Origin of the sequence: Burkholderia metallica (assembly GCF_902832845.1) — a bacterium.
GTDB classification, from domain to species: Bacteria; Pseudomonadota; Gammaproteobacteria; order Burkholderiales; family Burkholderiaceae; genus Burkholderia; species Burkholderia metallica.
Genome location: NZ_CADFDB010000003.1, coordinates 317,638 through 335,072 on the forward strand (window position 1 = coordinate 317,638; position 17,435 = coordinate 335,072).

14 protein-coding genes are annotated in these 17,435 nt (G+C 59.3%); 13 read left to right on the top strand and 1 reads right to left on the bottom strand.

Translation table 11 applies throughout. The features are described 5' to 3' along the window. The first annotated feature begins 9 nt into the window (after window positions 1–9). The 11 genes from HWX08_RS11600 (at window position 10) to HWX08_RS11650 (ending at window position 13,176) form a co-directional block, all read left to right on the top strand. Window positions 10–1,011 carry an ATP-grasp domain-containing protein gene (locus HWX08_RS11600; RefSeq protein ID WP_175807040.1) on the top strand — a complete coding sequence of 334 codons (1,002 nt, stop codon included), beginning with the start codon at window positions 10–12 and terminating at the stop codon, window positions 1,009–1,011. Beyond that, window positions 1,008–1,676: an HAD family hydrolase gene (locus HWX08_RS11605; RefSeq protein WP_174919645.1), complete on the top strand. Its 669-nt coding sequence runs from the start codon at window positions 1,008–1,010 to the stop codon at window positions 1,674–1,676. The genes HWX08_RS11600 and HWX08_RS11605 overlap by 4 nt, the downstream gene beginning before the upstream one ends. Further along, window positions 1,660–2,100, top strand: coding sequence for a sugar 3,4-ketoisomerase (locus tag HWX08_RS11610; protein WP_174919647.1), 441 nt, complete (start codon window positions 1,660–1,662; stop codon window positions 2,098–2,100). Before HWX08_RS11605 ends, HWX08_RS11610 begins: the two co-directional genes overlap by 17 nt. After that, window positions 2,097–3,203: a DegT/DnrJ/EryC1/StrS family aminotransferase gene (locus HWX08_RS11615; protein ID WP_174919649.1), complete on the top strand. Its 1,107-nt coding sequence runs from the start codon at window positions 2,097–2,099 to the stop codon at window positions 3,201–3,203. The genes HWX08_RS11610 and HWX08_RS11615 overlap by 4 nt, the downstream gene beginning before the upstream one ends. 197 nt (window positions 3,204–3,400) lie before the next feature. Next, the gene (locus HWX08_RS11620; protein WP_174919651.1) at window positions 3,401–5,719 is read left to right on the top strand and encodes a glycosyltransferase family 2 protein; all 2,319 of its coding nucleotides are present in this window, start codon (window positions 3,401–3,403) and stop codon (window positions 5,717–5,719) included. Between the two features lie 7 nt (window positions 5,720–5,726). Next, a complete protein-coding gene (locus HWX08_RS11625) occupies window positions 5,727–7,280 on the top strand; it encodes a glycosyltransferase family 4 protein (RefSeq protein ID WP_174919653.1) in 1,554 nt (517 codons plus the stop codon). Between the two features lie 373 nt (window positions 7,281–7,653). Then, window positions 7,654–8,820 (top strand): polysaccharide biosynthesis/export family protein, encoded by a 1,167-nt coding sequence (locus tag HWX08_RS11630; RefSeq protein ID WP_174919655.1) that lies wholly within the window; start codon window positions 7,654–7,656, stop codon window positions 8,818–8,820. A gap of 192 nt (window positions 8,821–9,012) precedes the next feature. Beyond that, window positions 9,013–10,089, top strand: a complete 1,077-nt coding sequence (rfbB, locus tag HWX08_RS11635) for a dTDP-glucose 4,6-dehydratase (RefSeq protein WP_208454951.1) — start codon at window positions 9,013–9,015, stop codon at window positions 10,087–10,089. Continuing rightward, window positions 10,074–10,961, top strand: a complete 888-nt coding sequence (gene rfbD / locus HWX08_RS11640) for a dTDP-4-dehydrorhamnose reductase (RefSeq protein ID WP_174919657.1) — start codon at window positions 10,074–10,076, stop codon at window positions 10,959–10,961. Before rfbB ends, rfbD begins: the two co-directional genes overlap by 16 nt. Before the next feature lie 21 nt (window positions 10,962–10,982). Further along, complete coding sequence (gene rfbA / locus HWX08_RS11645) at window positions 10,983–11,864, top strand: glucose-1-phosphate thymidylyltransferase RfbA (protein WP_174919659.1); 882 nt, start codon at window positions 10,983–10,985, stop codon at window positions 11,862–11,864. A gap of 136 nt (window positions 11,865–12,000) precedes the next feature. Further along, window positions 12,001–13,176 (top strand): SGNH/GDSL hydrolase family protein, encoded by a 1,176-nt coding sequence (locus HWX08_RS11650; RefSeq protein WP_174919661.1) that lies wholly within the window; start codon window positions 12,001–12,003, stop codon window positions 13,174–13,176. Window positions 13,177–13,265: 89 nt separating this feature from the next. Here the strand turns inward: HWX08_RS11650 and rfbC are convergent, their stop codons facing one another. After that, window positions 13,266–13,808, bottom strand: coding sequence for a dTDP-4-dehydrorhamnose 3,5-epimerase (gene rfbC, locus HWX08_RS11655; protein ID WP_174919663.1), 543 nt, complete (start codon window positions 13,806–13,808; stop codon window positions 13,266–13,268). A gap of 432 nt (window positions 13,809–14,240) precedes the next feature. On the opposite strand from rfbC, the gene HWX08_RS11660 reads away from it, so the two are divergent. After that, the gene (locus HWX08_RS11660; RefSeq protein ID WP_425128455.1) at window positions 14,241–15,344 is read left to right on the top strand and encodes a glycosyltransferase family 4 protein; all 1,104 of its coding nucleotides are present in this window, start codon (window positions 14,241–14,243) and stop codon (window positions 15,342–15,344) included. Window positions 15,345–15,430: 86 nt separating this feature from the next. After that, a complete protein-coding gene (locus HWX08_RS11665; protein ID WP_244122737.1) occupies window positions 15,431–17,389 on the top strand; it encodes a capsular polysaccharide biosynthesis protein in 1,959 nt (652 codons plus the stop codon). Window positions 17,390–17,435 lie beyond the last annotated feature (46 nt).

The window sequence follows — 17,435 nt, forward strand, 5'->3', positions numbered from 1 at the left end:
AAAGTCGATATGCCTACCAATATTCAGAAGTGCGTCCTTGTCACTGCCGCCGGTACCGCCACGGCAGTCAACGTCATCAAGAGCCTGTCGCAGATTCCCGGCGTCAGAGTTGTGACGACGGACAGCAACGAGCGCCACATGATTGCGGCTCCCTCTCGCTGGAATACCACGCACTATCAGGTACCGCTCGCGAGCAATACCGATGCCTTCGTGTCGGCCTTGACGGCCATCTGCGAAAAAGAAGGCGTCGATGCGATCTATCCGATCCACGATGCTGAAATTCTTGCCGTCACCGCCCATCGCGCCCGATTTCCCGCGCGCGTGCGGCTGCCGGCCCTGTCGGCCGACAGCGTGCGAAATTCAAACGACAAGCTGCTGAATTTCGATATCTCCCGCGAGGCGGGCCTCCCCGTTCCCGATACGATTCCGGGCTCGAAACTGCAGCCGAGCGATATCGAGCGCTATCAGGCATTGATTCGCAAGCCGCGATCCGGCGTAGGAAGCGTCGGCGTTCGCCGGGTGACGAACTTCGACGAGTTGGACCGTCAGGCAGACCTGACCGATGCCATCGTGTATCAACAGCCCTGCGCCGGCGACGAATATACGATCGATGTCCTTCGTGTCGGCGCCGACCTGATTTCCGTCGCACGCGAGCGTCTCGAAACCAAGGCCGGCGTATGCACGAAGGCACGCGTCTTCGTGCACCCGAACACCGACGCGCTCGCGCGCCGCATTGCGGACGTGTTCGAACTCCAGGGCCTGTTCTGTTTTCAGGTAATCGGCGACATCGAAAGCGGTGACCTGAAGATCATCGACATCAATCCCCGTTGCGGCGGCGGCACGGCACTTTCCGTCGCGGCAGGATTTCCGCTGCTTCAATGGCATTTCGCCGCGCTCCTGGATCTCGAGGAAGCATCGGAATTCAAAAGCACATGCGCGCACCGGCTGGCACAGGGCGGTGAAGCGATCGTCTGCCGCCATTACGAAGAAATTGTGACCTTCTCGTCATGAAGCCACATCGCCCGCTAGTCGCCCTCGATTTCGACGGCACGCTCGTTTCGTGCAAAGAAAAGCAGTTGTATGCGCTCGATGAAGCGTCAAAGCTGCATCACGTCGCCTACGATGCCCACGACACGTTCTGGGACCTGAAACGCAATGGATCTTCCACGCTCAAGGCGCTGACGGCGACGGGCGTGGATGAAGTGCTGGCGAGCAAGATCTCGGCGGCCTGGATCGATATCGTCGAGAGCGAACAGGCCAGCGAGCACGACAGGCTGCTGCCGGACGTTGCCGACGCGCTTCGCGGTCTGGCAGCATCGGCCGATCTGATGCTGCTGTCCGCGCGCCGCAACGCGGCGCTGCTCGAACGGCAACTCGTATCGCTGAATCTATTGAAGTTCTTTCCAATCTGGGAAACCGTCTCGCCGCTGGGCGGGGTCGGAAATTCGAAAGCACAGCGCCTCGTACATCACGGCGCCTGCTGCTACGCCGGCGACACTGAGAGTGACTGGTCGGCATCCGTAGCAGCGGCGCTTCCGTTTTACCTGCTTTCTACCGGGCAGCGCAGCAGTTCTTTTTTTGAGACGCATTTTCGAGATTTTGAGAATGCACCGCCGGTCATCTACGGCAATTTTCAACACGTCGCCGACGCCATAAAACATGACCTACTCAGTTGACATGTGTCGATTCATCGACCTTCCGCAGTTCTCGGATCGCCGCGGGAACCTGTCGTTCATTGAAAATGGAGGCGCGCTTCCGTTCGACGTCAAGCGATTCTACTTTCTGTACGACGTACCGTTCGGCGTCGAGCGCGCGGGGCACGCACACAAGAATCTGCATCAAGTGTTTTTCGCGTTCGCCGGCTGTTACGAGCTGCACCTTGACGACGGCACGAACAAGCGGACAGTATTGATCAATCAACCGAACAAGCCCTTCTACGTCTGCCCTCATATCTGGCGCGTCGTCGACAGTTTCACGTCCGGCGCCGTGTGTGCCGTGCTCGCAAGTGAGCAATATAGCGAGTCGGACTATCTGAGAAACTATGACGACTTTCATCAATATCTCAAAACAGCAAAATCACCGCGGGAGAACGTGCTGTGAATGTACCTTTTTTGGATCTAGGTCGCCTGAATGCGCCTTACAAGGCAGAATTTCTCAGCGTCGCGTCGAAGCTTTTCGACGACGGCACTTTCATCGGCGGTGGACTCGTTAGCCAATTCGAACGGGAATTCGCTGAATATTGCGGCATCGAGCATTGCGTCGGGGTCGGCAACGGGCTCGACGCCATCACGCTGGCCCTGAAGGCGCTCGGTATCGCCCCGGGTGACGAAATCATCGTTCCCGCACAGACGTTCGTCGCGACCTGGCTTGCCGTGACCCACGTCGGCGCGGTCAATGTCCCGGTCGATGTCGAACCTCGAACGGCCAACCTCGATCCTGACCTGATCGAAGCTGCAATTACGCCGCGTACCAAGGCGATCATCGTCGTCCATCTGTATGGCGCGACCGCCGATATGAAGCGCATCAACGAGATCGCAAAGCGACACGGCTTGTATGTCATCGAGGATGCTGCCCAGGCTCACGGCGATATCCGCTTCGACCGCAAGGTAGGCACATTCGGTGATATCGCGACGTTCAGCTTCTACCCTTCCAAGAACCTCGGTGCAGTCGGCGATGCCGGATGCGTGGTCACCAACTCCAGCGTGCTCGCACAGCGCGTGCGCGAACTTGGCAACTATGGCAGCTCGGTCAAGTATCGTCACGATTCCATCGGATTCAACAGCCGCCTCGATCCGATTCAGGCCGGTTTCCTGTCCCTGAAGATCAAGGATCTCGATCGCATCATCGAGAAGCGACGGGCGATCGCCGCACGCTACGATCAGGCCCTCGGCAACGTCGACGAGTCCGCTCCGGTCTTCCGGCTGCTCGACTTCGGGCTGCAATCGGTCTGGCACAACTACGTCATCGTCTGCCGGGATCGAGATACCGTTCAGCGTCAGCTGACGGAAGCCGGGGTCGGTGTCGGCATCCACTACCCGACGATTCCTACCGAGCAGACCTGCTACGCCGACATGCAGCACTACAGCCAGGCAACGCCGGTCGCGCACCGCCTCAGTCAATCCGTTCTGAGCTTGCCGATGGGTGAATACCTGAGCGACGCCGAAGTCGACCACGTCTGCGACGCGCTGCGGAAACTGGCGTAACCGAAGGTTCATCGACGCTACCGGCATTACAGGACGCGATTTGATCTTTCGCTCTCCTCGCGAGATCGCCCCGCGCCAGCCATGCCATGACGGGGACGTATCGTCCCCGTCATGTGAATGCAGGTCCCGAAATACGAGTCTGTCATCGGTCCGGCAATCTGCCTTCCGTCATGACGTAGCGCATTACCGTGTCATCTATGATCGATCTGGAGTTCTTTCGCTTGAGCTGGAACATGTCGCACCTGCGGCGCCTTCCGGACGACACCGATCAGCCGAAGAACTCGCGGCCGTGCAAGTGCTATGCGGTACACGCTCGCGTGAAGGCGGGGTGGTACATGCTGGAGCTTCGGGCGCATGCCGCCGCCCCCAGCGTCAAGGTGCGCGTCGTCGTCGCCCAGGAAGGTGGCGAAATCGAATCGTTCTCGGTCACGACGAGCACGAGACAAGTCAGTAAACGGCTCATCCGCCTGTCTTCGCCCGGACGCGTCAGCCTGCAGATGGAATCCGCGCACCCGGACGACGCGGTTACGCAATTCAGGTTGGCGCGCGTGACGGGCCGATTCGCACGCTCGCGCATGCATCGAAAGCTGAGCGCGCTGCATCCGATGTACAAACGCGAAGCATCCGGCTCGTCATCGACCCGGCAAGCGAACGCCGGGCCTGAGCGGGACATGTGGCACGACTACTGCCAGCTCTTCGAGAACCCGGATGCGCTCGTTGATTACTCGGACTGGGTCGAGTGCTTCGACACGCCGAACGGCGACGCACTTGCCCGGATGAGCCGTCGCATCGATTCATTCCGTGATCGCCCCACCGTTGCGGTGGCGATGGCGTTGGCCACGCCGGATGCCGCCTGGCTGAACGCAACCATTCTGCATGTGAAGGCGCAGATTTACCCGTATTGGGAACTTCATATCGTCGCTCCCGCCACGTCGGATCCGGAGATTCTGCATTTGCTGGAGCATCACGCCCGGAGCGACAGCCGCGTGAAAATCCTGCAGACGGGCAACCACGCAACTCCCCAAGACGAACTGACCCGCGCGTTGATTCGGTCCGGATCGTGGATCGCGGTGCTCGGCCAGCACGATCTGCTGCCCCGGCACGCGCTGTTTTCCATCTGCGAGACTGCCGATGCAGCACCGCATGCGGAGCTGATCTATTCCGACGAGGATCGGATTGATGAAGACGGATCACGCAAGGATCCGCACTTCAAATGCGACTGGAACGAAGATCTGTGCCTGGCTCGCGGCACGCTCTCGCATTTGAGCGCCTGCCATGCACGCCTGTTCGAGGCCGTGGGCGGCTGGGATCCGCGTCCGGGCTTCGCGTCCGGTTACGATCTGGCGCTGCGGTGCATCGGAACTGCCCGACCGGATGGCATCGTGCATATTCCGAGCATCCTCTACCACGTTCGCACCGATGCCCGGGATCAGTTCGACACGGCCACCGATGCGGACAGGCAAGCCGGATACCTGGCACTCGCGAACCATCTGCAGCGCAACGGAGTCGCAGCGGATGCGAGCATAACGGCGCACGGCTACCGGGTTCGGTATCGGCTACCCGAGCCGGCCCCGATGGTCAGCATCATCATTCCCACCAGGAACGGGCTGTCGCTGCTGCGCCAATGCATCGAATCCATTCTGCGCCGAACGACCTACCCGCACTACGAGATCGTCGTCGTCGACAACGGCTCCGACGAGCGCGAGACGCTGGATTACCTTGCCACGCTGGCCACGCATGAACGCATCGAGATCGTCCGCGACGACCGGCCGTTCAACTATTCCGCGCTCAACAACCACGCTTGTGCACGCGCACGCGGAGACTATCTTGCCCTCGTCAACAACGACATCGAGGTCATCAGCCCGGACTGGCTGGAAGAAATGCTGGGGCAGGCAACGCGCCCCGAAGTCGGCGCCGTCGGCGCAAAACTTCTGTATTCGGACGACACCGTGCAGCATGCCGGTGTCATCCTCGGCCTCAGCGGCGCCGCGGATCATATCCACCGCGGGCTGCGAAGGCACGATCCGGGCTATCAGGCTCGGGCAGCAGTCGTTCAATCCCTTTCTGCCGTCACGGCTGCCTGCCTCGTCGTCAGGAAATCGCTCTACGTCGACATCGGCGGCCTCAACGAAACGTCTTTGCCCGTCGCTTTCAACGACATCGACTTTTGCTTGCGCATCAGAAGCGCAGGATATCGAATCATCTGGACGCCGTTCGCCGAACTCTATCATCACGAATCGGCAACCCGCGGTGAAGACGATACGCCGGAAAAAAAGCGGCGCTCGGATGGCGAGGTGGCGTACATGCGGCAACATTGGGCCGATTTCATGGCGGACGATCCGGCCTATAGCCGGAATCTGACGCTGGATCGGGCCCAGTGCCAGATTGCATGGCCGCCGAGAGCAGGGCTGGGCGCGAACAGGAAGGCCGGCTCTGTACCGGCACATCCGTGCGCGACATTCGAAGATCGGCCGTCTGCCGATCCGGTTGGCTACTCGAACAGGGAAGAAACCTGATCCCGTCATGACAAACAACCGAACTTTCAGCGTTCTTCTGGAAATGCGGCCCGCCCTCGATGGCCACGCCGGCATTCCCCAGGAAACGAGACTCCTGTTTCGAGGCTTATGCGAGTGCCAGGCGATCGAGGTCGAGGGGCTGCTCCAGACGTCGCTCGCGTTTCTTGCGCCGGGCGCCGAAGACGATTCGGCTCGCGAACCGGACATGACGCTCGCTGCCGTACGCGAACGCACGCGGGTTGTCGTATCGATGGACAAACCGCGACCCAAAGGCATCTGGGCGACGGTTCGTACCTATGTCCGCTCCCGCCGAACCGCCTACGCGCTGGCGCTGTCCGCGCTGTTGCGTCCCGCGCGTGCTCACGTGCGGCTCACTCGCTTCGCGCCCTGCGGCTTCGAGGAATTCGTCTGGCGCCGCCTGTTCGAGAAGACCCTGCCGGCAGACGATTTCAAGGTCGTCACCGCGCGAGATCTACGTGTCTGCACGGTTCCCTGGAACGTGTTGCAGAGTGCAGGACTTCTGACCTTGAAGTTCCGGCGTGAGGCAATCTATCCACGCCTCGCGCTCGATCGGGCCAACGTCTTCATTGCGCAGACGCCGTATCCCGGCAGAATCCCCAGCGATGTTGCGTTCGTCGTGCGCTATCACGACGCCTTTCCGATCATGATGCCCGACACGATCGCCAACAAGGTCCGGCATCACGCCACGCACATGCATGCGTTGATCAGCAATGCAAAATCGGGCGCGTATTTTGCCTGTGTGTCCGAAACGACCCGACAGGGCCTGATCGCGTTGCTTCCCGAGGTTCGCGATCGGTCGGTCACGATTCACAACATGATCTCGGCCGATTTCCGCGAAACCGACGCGCCGGCCGATCGGGTCAAGCAGATCGTAAGGCTTCGCATTACCCCGGCCGGCCCGCTGAATCCGACCTTTTCCACGACCGAATCGAGAGAGCGCTTTTACGCGGACGCGCTGGATCGGCAGCCGTTCAAGTATCTACTGATGGTTTCCACGATCGAACCCCGCAAGAATCACGCTAGACTCCTGGCAGCATGGTCGACGCTCATGGCGGGTCGCGATCCATCGATCAAGCTCGTTTTCGTCGGCAACGCCGGCTGGGGTAGCGAGGTACTGACCCAGGAAATGCGCGCGTGGATCGATACCGGCGCCCTGTTCGTCCTGTCCGGGGTCCCCGCCGCAGATCTGTGCACGTTGTACCGGCACGCCGTCGCGACAGTGTGCCCGAGCCTCGCGGAGGGTTTCGACTATTCTGGCCTGGAGTCCATGGCCAGCGGCGGGGTCGTGGTGTCATCCGACATCGCGGTCCATCGCGAGGTCTACGGCGAAGCGACCGAATACTTTGATCCGCACTGCACGCGGAGCCTGGCGGATGCGATCGGCCGCGTTGCCTATGACGACGGCGCTGAAATGCGGCGTTCCGAATTGAAAGCACTGGGACGCGAAATGGCAACCCGGTATCAGCCAAAGAACATCCTGCCTCAGTGGGAACGTTTTCTCGGTGCGATATCAGCCGGGACGGCAGGAATCGGGGGATAGATCCAGTCGTTCCGACCGTACCGGATCATTGCGTATTTCCGCGTACGGTATTGTTTAAAATGGTGCCTGCTGAATTTCCGGCAAGCACTGATGTTTTTCGAACCAGACCGGGCATATTGAATGGCTCATCCTGCTACATGTAGCAATTCACGTGCAACGCAAAACCGTCCGCCTCCCCGCCGAACGCGGACGTTTTGCCGCCGGCGCGGGCCGTCCGGCATGTACCCGGTCCTCGCTCCTCAGCCGACGACGATCGATTGGATGCGAGCCGCGAAACCGAATCACATCGCCCCCCCCTTTTCCGTGACCGCTGCAGGTTTGTTCAGAAGCAGCGGTCTCAAACGCTCAGCCTAAAATTTAAGACACTCGTAACATGCGTCGCATACACTCCCTGACCTATACGTTGCCGCTACTATGCGGAATGGCCCTCACGGCCTGCTCGTCTATCCCCACGTCCGGACCGAGCACGTCGGCCGTCACGCAAGCTCCCGCCAATCCGGGCTCGATCGGCATTCAGGTGGTCGACGTCAACGACGACGTCGCCCGGCGCCTGCTCTCCCTGCAAATGGCCGGCGACTTTTCGAAAACCCTCGGCGAACACGCGACGACGTCACAGCAATTGGGCGCCGGCGACGTCATCGAGGTGTCGATCTGGGAGGCTCCGCCTGCTTTGCTGTTTGGCACGTCTTCGACGGACGGGCGCCCCAACACCACCTCCAATGCGCGCGTAACGGCGCTGCCGGATCAGACGATCGACAGCTACGGTAATGTGCGTATCCCGTTCGTCGGGCCGATCAAGGCCGCCGGACGCACGCCCGAGGAACTCGGCGTGGCGATCACCGAGAGACTGAAGGGCAAGGCCAATCAGCCCCAAACGCTGGTCAGGCTGGTGCAGAACACGACCTCCTACGTCACGATCGTCGGCGACGTCAATTCCAGCAAACGCATGCCGCTGACGCCCAGCGGCGAGCGCATCCTCGACGCGCTCGCCAGCGCGGGCGGCGTGCGGCAGCCGATCGAAAAAATGACGCTACAGGTTACACGCGGCAAGACCGTGCAGTCGCTGCCGCTGGAAACGATCATCCGGGATCCGCGCCAGAACGTTCCGCTTCAGCCCGGCGACGTCGTGACGGCGCTGTATCAGCCGAACAGCTTCACGGCGCTCGGCGCGACCGGCAAGAACGAGGAAATCAACTTCGAAGCGCAGGGCATTACGCTGGCCCAGGCGCTCGGTCGCATGGGCGGCCTGAACGATTCGCGCTCCGATGCCCAGGGCGTCTTCATCTTCCGGTTCGAGAAGGCGAATGCGCTCCAATGGCCGCTTCAGCCGGTCAAGACGGCACCCAACGGCCTAGTTCCGGTCGTTTATCGAGTCAACCTGAAGGATCCCAACAGTTTCTTCGTCGCGCAAAGCTTCATGATGGACAACAAGGATGTGGTCTACGTGTCCAATGCGCCAATTGCGGAACTGCAAAAATTCCTCAATGTAATCTTCTCCGTTGCTTACCCGGTCATGACGACGGTTACGACTTTCCGGTAATCCACACGTAAATCTCCCGCCGCACGATTCGATTCGTGCGGCAAATCATTCGAAGTGCTTCGCCGCCGTAAAGCGGAAAATGAGCATGCGCTCCGATGCCTTTCCGATTGACGAAAGCGCATATGGATTTCGAATACTCGATTTCGTCGAAGCACACTGCCCTATTCATTCATATTTATTGTAGAGACCATTATGTTGCTAATCACTGGCGGTGCGGGTTTCATTGGCGCCAACTTCGTTCTGGACTGGATTGCCAGCTCCGAAGAGCCCGTCATCAACCTGGACAAACTGACCTATGCGGGCAATCTCGACACGCTTGCATCGCTTGCCGACAATCCTGGGCACACGTTCGTCCGCGGCGACATCGGTGACAGGGAACTGGTCGGAGACCTTCTGAAACAGCATCGCCCGCGCGCGGTCATCAACTTCGCTGCCGAATCGCATGTCGACCGGTCCATTTCCGGCCCGGGCGATTTCATTCAAACCAACGTGGTCGGCACCTTCAACCTGCTCGAATCGGTGCGAGGCTACTGGAGCGAGCTTCCGGACGCAGAGCGTGAGGCTTTCCGCTTTCTTCACGTGTCGACCGACGAAGTCTACGGCACGCTCGGCCCCAACGATCCGGCCTTCGCGGAAACGAACCGCTACGAGCCCAACAGCCCCTACTCCGCAAGCAAGGCCGCGTCGGATCATCTCGTCCGCGCATGGCACCACACTTACGGCATGCCGGTACTGACCACCAACTGCTCCAACAACTACGGTCCTTACCATTTCCCGGAAAAGCTCATTCCGCTCGTCATTCTGAACGCGCTGGCCGGCAAGCCCCTGCCGATCTACGGCGACGGCCAGCAAATCCGGGACTGGCTCTACGTGAAGGATCACTGCTCGGCCATTCGGCGTGTTCTGCAACAAGGGAGCGTCGGCGAAACCTATAACGTGGGCGGCTGGAACGAATGCACGAATCTCGAGGTTGTTCGAACGATCTGCTCGATTCTTGACGAGCTTCAGCCTCGCAGCGACAAACAGTCTTACGCAAACCAGATCAGTTTCGTTCAGGATCGCCCCGGGCATGATCGCCGATACGCAATCGATGCTCGCAAGCTGGAGCGCGAGTTGAACTGGAAACCTGAAGAGACATTCGAAGGCGGCATCCGGAAGACGGTGCGTTGGTACCTCGACAATCAGGAGTGGGTGCAGAACGTCACGTCTGGCAGCTATCGCGACTGGATTGACCTGCAATATGGAGCCGATGCATGCCGCGCATCCTGATCACGGGCTCCAGCGGCCAGGTCGGCTTCGAACTCGAACGTGCATTGGCACCGCTCGGCGAGTTGCTTGTACCGAAACGGGAAGATCTGGATCTTTCCGACATTGGCACGCTTGCGGAACGGCTCACCGCATTGCAACCGGATGTCATTGTCAATCCGGCCGCCTATACGGCAGTAGACCTCGCGGAAAGCCAGGCTGCGTTGGCGCATGCGATCAACGCCGATGCTCCTAGCGTCATGGCCTCGTGGGCGGCAAACAGGAACGTTCCGTTTATTCACTATTCGACGGATTACGTATTCGATGGCACGAAAGCAGAACCGTACCTCGAAGACGACACCACGCATCCGTTATCGGTCTACGGGCAGAGCAAGCTGGCGGGTGAAGTTGCGGTTCGCGCAGCATGCAGCCGTCATTTGATTTTGCGTACGAGCTGGGTTGTCGGCGTGCACGGGAAGAATTTTCTCAAAACGATTCTCAGGCTGGCGCAAGAGCGTGAGCAGCTCAACGTCGTCGCCGATCAGGTCGGTGCGCCAACCACCGCGCCCTTCATCGCCGACGTGACCGCCCACGTGCTCGCCCGCGCGCTGTTCCCGTCGTTCGACGCCTGGGGTACGTATCACCTGGCCGCCGCAGGCGAGACGACGTGGTATGACTACGCGCGTCGTATCGTTCGCCTTGCCGAAGAATCCGGCATCGCATTGAAACTGAAGCAAGACGCCATTCAGGCCGTCCCCACCAGTGCCTATCCGACAGCCGCGACACGCCCCGCGAATTCACGGCTGAATTGCAGCAAGCTCGCCAATACATTCGATCTGCACATGCAACCCTGGCAATACGGCATCGACCATGTATTCGCTCAACTACAACATTGAAACCGAGAGCAGACCAACATCATGAAACGAAAGGGCATTATTCTCGCGGGTGGTTCGGGAACCCGTCTGTACCCTGCAACGCAGGCGGTGAGCAAGCAATTGCTACCGATCTACGACAAGCCGATGATCTACTACCCGCTCAGCACGTTGATGTTGGCAGGCATCCGCGACATTTTGATCATCTCGACGCCTCAGGACACACCGCGCTTCGAGCAGTTGCTCGGTGACGGTCATCAGTGGGGACTCAATCTTCAATACGCGGTTCAGCCGAGCCCCGACGGACTGGCTCAAGCGTTCATCCTTGCCGAATCGTTCCTCACGGGAGATCGCTCCGCACTCGTGCTCGGCGACAACATTTTCCACGGCCACGAATTTGTGTCGCTCCTGCACGAGGCCGCGCGCAAGGAAACCGGCGCCAGCGTGTTTGCCTATCGCGTCAACGATCCCGAACGATATGGGGTGGTCGAATTCGACCAGGACGGTCGCGCGATCAGCATCGAGGAAAAACCTGCTCAGCCGAAATCGCACTACGCCGTTACCGGCCTGTATTTCTACGACAGCATGGTCGTCGACATCGCCAAATCGATCAAACCGTCGGCTCGCGGCGAACTCGAGATTACCGATGTCAATGCAACCTACCTGCGCGAAGGTCTGCTTGACGTCAAGACGATGGGACGCGGCTACGCGTGGCTCGACACCGGTACCCACGACTCGATGCTCGAGGCCAGCCACTTCATCGCCACGATGGAACATCGCCAGGGACTGAAAGTGGCTTGCATCGAAGAAATTGCCTATCGCTTGGGCTACATCGATTCCGAGCAATTGCTCCGCCTTGCTGCACCGCTCAGCAAGAACGGCTACGGTCAATACCTGAAAAATATCCTGAAAGAGCACACGCGCTAGCCGGGGGCCGCTGCAACCCCGGTGGCTATGCACCACAAGTGTGCCACTCGGGGGATACGTCGCGTTTTTCTTTCGATTGCACGGTAACCGATCCGGCTAAGATATCAATTTGTCGCCGGGTGCCGATCATTGCAGCATGCGTGGAATCCGGCGAATTGCACACAATAGCGATCATGTGGCCGAAGCCTCGATCGCTGATAATGACCGGCTCACTCTTCGAGGCAATATGCGCGTAGCCATCATTGGCGGATCCAACTCAGTCATAGCCAACGGGTACATTGGCAGGTTCGCCAGCCACCTTTCCGCGATTTCGGGCAACGAGGTGACGCTCGACAACATTTCCGTAGGCGGCACCACGTCGCTCACTTCCATCGGGCGCCTTCAGGAAATTACCGAGGTACCCGATGTCATCGTCCTCGAATATTCACTGAACGACACGGGGCACCTCAATCATCGCCCCGACGGAGCGGACCTGAAACGTCTGTTCCTCGAGATTTTCTTCAACGCCGCTGCGGAGCGCTTCCCGGACGCGACCATCGTGCCGCTTATCCTGTCCGCCCAGCCGTTCTACAGAACCGACATTCATAACCAGATCTACGATGCTGAAATCGCATGGTATCGGGATCGCGGGATTTCGTTCGTCGACACCCGCTCGTGGTTCTTCGATACGTTCGGCTGGCCGATTCCGTCGTTCGTCTACTCGGACGAGGCGCACTACCACCGCGGCTGCACGGTCGCGATGATCGGCACGTTGTTAGCCGAACGCGTCAATGCACTATGGCAACGGGGTCCGAAGCTCGGTGAGCTAACTCGCCCCATTTCCCTCCCCGGTACCCAGACGCGCCTGAAGCCCCGCTTCGCTTCCGCGAAAGAAATTGCGGTGCAAACCGGTACTGGAGGCAAACTCGTTCGCATCGAAAATCGGCATGTAAAAGCAGATTGTCTGACACTGACGGCCGGTGAGCAGCTCGCCATACCCGTTTCCGGCATTCCGATCGCCGTGTCACTCGCATCGACCAATGCTCATTGGTACGCCGAACTGGAGCATGATGGAAGACCTGTCGCACTATCGACCCGGTATCAAGACATTCCCGAAGGAAAGTTTATCTACTCGAGCATTCCGCTTCTCATGGAAAGCAATCCCAACCAGCTGGCTGCAATTCCCAGAACGGAAACCATTGCGCTACAAACCAGACTGACGCCTCCGTCAGGGCAAATATTCACGTTCGACGGATTCCATGACGCATCTCGCGAATCACGCCATGAAAACCGGCTCGATCTTGCCGGCGTTCTGGTTCTGGAAGCCGTTTAATAATCGCACGCAGCAAAAAACGGAGCGGCGCGGCACACAATTGTTCGTCGCTGCTCCGATGCCCCGGAAGACCGGGGCATGACCGGTGTTCAGAACAGATCGGCCGTTGCGAACAGAACCCCTTGCTGATCCTTGGCGGAAACGACAGGAGCGTCGCATAGCGGCCAGTCGATATTCAGTTGCGGATCGTTCCAAAGGATCGTCTTCTCGTACTCGGGATACCAGTAGTCCGTCGTTTTGTACAAGAATTCCGCCGAGCTGGAAGTCACCACGAATCCGTGGGCAAACCCTTCTGGAATCCAAAGTTGCCGATTGTTTTCGGCAGAGAGCGTTACCCCCACCCATTGACCGAACGTAGGCGATGAGCGCCGCAAATCGACAGCAACGTCGAATACCTCACCGGAAACCACACGAACGAGCTTTGCTTGAGTATGCTGTATCTGGTAGTGAAGGCCGCGCAACACATTCTTCGCCGATTTTGAATGGTTGTCTTGCACGAACTCAACATCGCGACCAATTGCCTCGACAAATTTTTTTTGATTGAAACTCTCAAAGAAAAAACCGCGCTCATCACCAAAAACTCTCGGCTCGACGATCTTCAAGTCCGGAATATTCGTCTCAACGATATTCACTCGTTCTCCCCAGCTCAAATCCAAAAATCACCATCGCGGCCAAACACCGGATGTATATTTCACCGCTCTAACGCGGCACCATAGTAAGTTCGACCGTGCTTCGACGTCGTCCAAGGGCCATGTCTCGCTGCATGGTGTAGCAGCGAAGCCTTTGCGAAAATCGTTGCTGCCATCCGAAGGCGGTCGTGAAGACAGCCCGCTGCTCCTCGCCAAAAGGGGACCGACAACAAGAATGCATCCCACTCCATGACGCCCAGACATTCAGAATGTCCATTACGCCGACGAATCCACAGCTTCGATTATCACATGTAACGGTTAGAATATGAGGCCGCCCCGACACGGGCTCCAAGCGAATATCTCCGATCATCGGGTTGACCAGTGCAAAGAATCTTATTGGACGTGACGCGTCTGCTGACACGCCTCGGCAAGCGCATGCTCCCTACCGGAGTAGACCGTGTCGGCCTCGAGTACATTCGCCGCTATGCGCCAAGGGCACGAGCGGTGCTCAGCGAGCGGGGCTTTCACACCGTATTGTCGGAGAGCGATTCCGCTGTCGTATTTCAGACCTTGCTAGATCAGGATTTCAGCCGAGTCGCCAGGATGCGGATCCTCGCCACCAAGGCGCTCGTGAGCGCATGGCGAAAAACACCGCTGCCCGGAAGCATCCTGTTGCACACCAGTCACTCGGGGATGGAGTTCGCGCGATATCTGCAGGCAATGCGCAATCTTGGCGTCCGCACCGTCTTCATGGTGCACGACCTGATTCCGCTGACTCATGCCGAATATTGTCGCGAAGGAGTCCGTGAAACGCATCGACTACGCATTCATACCGTACTCGAACATGCGTCAGGCGTCATTGCCAACTCCCGCTTCACGCTAGATTCCCTCACCGACGAAGCACATCGCGCCGGCATGAAGCTGCCGCGCACCGTCGTCGCCAGGCTGGCTCCAGGAATCGAGCGGCCGACACGCAACTCTCGTGCCCCGATCGATTCGCCTTATTTCGTCATGCTTGGCACTATCGAACCGCGCAAGAATCATTGGTTCATGCTGCACGTATGGCGTCGAATCGTGGAGGATTCCGGCTTCGATGCGCCGAAGCTTATCGTCATCGGTCGGCGGGGCTGGGAGTGCGAGAACGTCGTCGATATGCTCGAGCGGTGCGAAAGCCTGAAGGGCGCCGTGGTGGAACAGCCCAATTGCTCCGATCGAGAATTGCAGGTGTGGCTGCAACATGCGCGCGCCCTCCTGTTCCCCTCGTTCGTAGAAGGTTACGGTATGCCACTCGTTGAAGCATTGACGATGCAGGTTCCCGTCATTGCCAGCGACCTGGGTGTATTCCGGGAGGTGGCGGGTGACGCTCCCGACTACCTGGACCCGCTCGATGGCCCAGGCTGGATGGCCCGAATCCGTGCCTATTCGCATGCGCCAAGCCCCGAGCGTGATAATCAGTTGGTTCGGATCGCGCAGTTTCGCGCGCCCACCTGGACCGAACATTTCGCCCAGGTCGACCGCTTCCTGGAAGAACTGGGTTGAATGTTCGCGCCACGATGAGCGATTCACCTCGAGAATCCAGCCCCCCTCGGACCTTTGACCTACGCGAAATCACTCCGGGGCGACGCATGCTGAACTGGCTGCTCGGCAAATCTCCCTATCTGTGGGTTGACCGCAAGGTTGCGTGGCCGCTGGTGCAGCGACTGGCCCGCACAGTGCGGCCGGAAACCTTGGCAGCATGGCCAGGCCCAGTCGCACCCAGCCGAGACCTGGGCATCCCGCAACTCTCGTGGTTTGCCGTTCCATTCACCGCGCACGATGCAATGCGATCGCTGATCGATAGCATGAACACCATGCTGCTGACCATGAAATCCGATTGCCAAACGTCCAATATCCCATTGCTGATGCAACGCGTCCTCTCAACCGACGCATTGCACCCGTCGAGTCGAGTGGCGGCGTCACAACAGTTCTCCGCATCCCGCTCGCCGAGTTCACGCATCATCCTCATTGACGAACGAACGTACTCCGCAACAAATCCTGGATCCCCGGGACGCACTCGACGTCGCGATTTCCGCACCTTGCTGCAGAATGCAAGGTCGGCCCATCCCGACGCGGAGTTCTGGCTCGTGCGCTCCAGCGACCCAGGGAGCGGTGCCTGGCTTTCGTCCGGTGCAGCCTTGCCCGACGACATCCGCCGGCTTCACGAACCGTATTCGTTTAGCGAAGTTCTCGGCACAGCTGATCACCTGTATGTCGTCAGCGCGTCGGAAGGTGTCGGCGGGATATTGGCGGATGTACCCACGCACGTGTTCGGCAAGCCGTACTACGCAGGATGGGGCCTCACGCACGACGCTTTAGAATTTCCGGAACGAACGGCCCGTCCGACGCTCGCTGCATTCTTCGACGTTGCGTTCCTGCACCACGCCCGGTATCTGGATCCCGAGACGCACCTACCCGGGACACTGGCATCCGTACTGGATAGCGTGGAAATTCAACGAGCCGTCGCCTCTCGCTATTCGACGCTCAAATGCGTTGCCGCGCTGCGTTTCCAATGGTGGAAACGGCCATTCGCCACCCCCTATCTAACAGCAGGTGGCGGCTCATTGCGCTGGATCGACCAACCGCAACAACTGCGCCCCGACGAACAGGCCGTTGTATGGGGCGGGCGCGAGGCAACCGAGATTCCATCCGGCGTTCAAATCATCAGGATCGAGGACGGCTTCCTCCATTCGACCGGTCTCGGGTCCGACATGATTGCACCCCGCAGTCAGGTAATCGATCGTCAAGGCCTGTATTTCGATGCAAGCCGTCCGAATGATCTGACCGCGATACTGAACAACACGAGATTCGATTCGGCCGAACTGGCGCGCGCATCCATGCTACGCTCCCTCATCGCAGAACTCGGCCTCACGAAATACAACCTTGGCCGCCGCGCACCGGCATGGCAGGTTCCGCGCGACAAGCGCGTCGTCCTCGTGCCAGGTCAAGTGGCCGATGACGCGTCCATCCGCCTCGGTACGCGGGCGATCAATACCGCAGAAATGCTGCTGGAAGAAGTTCGGCGGATTCGGCCCGACGCGTTCGTCGTCTACAAGCCACATCCCGACGTCCTGTCGGGTAATCGGAACGGCCTCATCGATGCGGCACGATTCGCCGACGTTGTCGACGCCGATGCCGATCTGATTTCGCTGATCGAACGCGCCGACGAAGTGCACACGTTGTCATCACTGTCCGGCTTCGAAGCGCTGTTGCGTGGCAAGGCTGTATTTACTTACGGTCTACCGTTCTACGCCGGCTGGGGACTCACCCATGACGCGCTGGCACCGGTGCCGTGGCGCGAGCGCAAATTGTCGCTCGACATGCTCACGGCCGGCGCACTGTTGCGCTACCCGCTGTATTGGGATTGGCGGCTGCACCGCTTCACGACTCCTGAAGCTGTATGCCGACAGATCGCCAACGCAGCGTGCCGCCCGCTGAAACAGGTTCGGGGCAACCGCTTACGCCCGTTACTCAAGGCAATTCGCTGGACCCGTAATGCACTGGTTCATTTCCACTGGCGCTTCCGACAGCGTTACCAGCGCATGTAACGCGAAGACGGCCCGGGCCTCGCTTGACGAGCAAATCGCATCGGTG